The 2,923-nt window shown below is 42.0% G+C and carries 1 protein-coding gene; it reads left to right on the top strand.

Annotation, left to right across the window (positions count from 1 at the left end; genetic code table 11):
- Nucleotides 1–140 precede the first annotated feature (140 nt).
- Nucleotides 141–2,923: pullulanase (locus WKI42_RS09955; protein ID WP_368081845.1), on the top strand; the 2,783-nt coding region annotated here is incomplete at its 3' end.

Here is a 2,923-nt window from a genome sequence, read left to right as displayed (position 1 = left end):
CCATTATTTATACTGATATATAAAATAATACGGAAAACTTCTCAAAAGTAAGAATTTCTTTGACAAACCAAAGAAAACGCTTGCATATTATTTTGCTACATGCTATACTGATATAGAAATTTATTGATTGGAGAATCATTATGAGAAAAACACCATCTCAAACTGAGAAAAAAATGGTCTACAGCATCCGTTCCCTCAAAAATGGAACTGGTTCTGTCCTTATCGGCGCAAGCCTTGTCCTACTTGCTATGGCTACGTCAACTATCTCAGCCAACGAAAGTACACTAACCACTAACGCAAGTAATAGTGAAACCACTACTGCCCTTGCCCAACCTCTTACTGATGCAACAAACATCGCTGGCAAGAACGAAAGCGATTTTTCTTCACCTAATAATGCAAACGCTTCCCTAGAGAAAACAGAAGAAAAACCTGCAACAGAGCCAACAACTCCTGCTGCAACTTCAGCCGATTCAGCACCACAAACCGGACAAGATCGTTCAAATGAGCCAACTACTTCTACTAGTCCAGTAGCAACTGAAACTAAGGCAGAAGAGCCAATCGAAGACAACTACTTCCGTATCCATGTCAAAAAACTTCCTGAAGAAAACAAGGATTCTCAAGGACTATGGACTTGGGATGATGTTGAAAAACCATCTGAAAATTGGCCAAACGGAGCCTTGTCCTTTAAGGATGCCAAAAAAGACGACTACGGCTACTACCTAGATGTCAAATTAAAGGGAGAACAAGCTAAGAAAATTAGCTTTCTCATCAACAATACAGCTGGAAAAAATCTAACCGGCGATAAATCTGTAGAAAAACTGGCACCAAAGATGAATGAGGCTTGGTTAGACCAAGATTACAAGGTCTTCTCTTACGAGCCACAACCTGCAGGAACTGTTCGCGTCAACTACTACCGTACAGATGGCAACTATGACAAGAAATCTCTCTGGTACTGGGGAGATGTGAAAAATCCAAGTAGCGCTCAATGGCCTGACGGAACAGACTTTACTGCTACAGGCAAATACGGCCGCTATATCGACATTCCTCTTAAGGATGCCGCCAAAGAATTTGGATTTTTACTATTAGATGAGAGCAAACAAGGAGACGATGTGAAAATCCGTAAAGAAGATTATAAGTTCACAGATTTGAAAAATCATAGCCAAATTTTCCTAAAAGACGATGACGAATCGATTTACACAAATCCATACTATGTTCATGATATCCGTATGACAGGTGCCCAACACGTAGGCACTTCTAGCATTGAAAGTAGTTTTTCAACACTTGTTGGTGCTAAAAAAGAGGATATCCTCAAGCACTCCAACATCACTAATCACCTAGGAAACAAAGTAACTATCACCGATGTTGCAATCGATGAAGCTGGTAAGAAAGTGACCTACAGCGGAGATTTCTCTGACACAAAACATCCCTATACTGTTAGCTACAATTCCGACCACTTCACTACCAAAACAAGCTGGCGTCTGAAAGATGAGACTTATAGCTATGATGGCAAACTTGGAGCCGATCTCAAAGAAGAAGGAAAACAGGTTGATTTGACCCTCTGGTCACCAAGTGCTGATAAGGTTTCTGTCGTTGTCTACGACAAGAATGACCCTGACAAAGTAGTTGGAACTGTCGCTCTTGAAAAAGGAGAAAGAGGAACTTGGAAACAAACTCTAGATAGCACAAACAAATTAGGAATCACAGATTTCACTGGCTACTATTATCAATACCAAATCGAGCGTCAGGGTAAAACTGTTCTTGCACTCGATCCTTACGCTAAATCCCTCGCTGCTTGGAATAGTGATCTTGCAAAAACAGACGCTTCCCATAAAGTGGCTAAAGCCGCCTTTGTAAATCCAGCTAAACTAGGACCTCAAGACTTGACTTATGGTAAGATTCACAACTTCAAGACTCGTGAAGATGCCGTTATCTACGAAGCTCATGTGCGTGACTTCACTTCAGATCCTGCCATTGCAAAAGACTTGACCAAACCATTTGGTACCTTTGAAGCCTTTATTGAAAAACTAGACTATCTCAAAGACTTGGGTGTGACCCACATCCAGCTCCTTCCAGTCTTGTCTTACTACTTTGTCAATGAGTTGAAGAACCACGAACGCTTATCTGACTATGCTTCAAGCAACAGCAACTACAACTGGGGATATGACCCTCAAAACTACTTCTCATTGACTGGTATGTATTCAAGCGATCCTAAAAATCCAGAAAAACGAATCGCAGAATTTAAAAACCTCATCAATGAAATCCACAAACGTGGCATGGGAGCTATCCTAGATGTCGTTTATAACCACACAGCCAAGGTCGATATCTTCGAAGACCTAGAGCCAAACTACTACCACTTTATGGATGCAGATGGCACACCTCGAACTAGCTTTGGTGGTGGACGCTTGGGGACAACCCACCATATGACCAAACGACTCCTAGTTGACTCTATCAAATATCTAGTTGATACCTACAAAGTGGATGGATTCCGTTTCGATATGATGGGAGACCACGATGCGGCTTCTATCGAAGAAGCTTACAAGGCTGCACGCGCCCTCAATCCAAACCTAATCATGCTGGGTGAAGGTTGGAGAACCTATGCTGGCGATGAAAACATGCCTACTAAAGCTGCTGACCAAGATTGGATGAAACATACCGATACTGTCGCTGTCTTCTCAGATGACATCCGCAACAACCTCAAGTCTGGTTATCCAAACGAAGGTCAACCTGCCTTTATCACAGGTGGCAAGCGTGATATCAACACTGTCTTTAAAAATCTCATTGCTCAACCAACCAACTTTGAAGCAGACAGTCCTGGAGATGTCATCCAATACATCGCAGCCCATGATAACTTGACTCTCTTTGACATCATTGCCCAGTCTATCAAAAAAGACCCAAGCAAGGCTGAGAACTATGCTGAAATCCA

Origin of the sequence: Streptococcus pseudopneumoniae, from assembly GCF_038148935.1 — a bacterium.
GTDB classification, from domain to species: Bacteria; Bacillota; Bacilli; order Lactobacillales; family Streptococcaceae; genus Streptococcus; species Streptococcus pseudopneumoniae_U.
The sequence above is the reverse complement of the archived record's forward strand: the minus strand, read 5'-3'. Positions and strand labels throughout refer to the sequence as shown.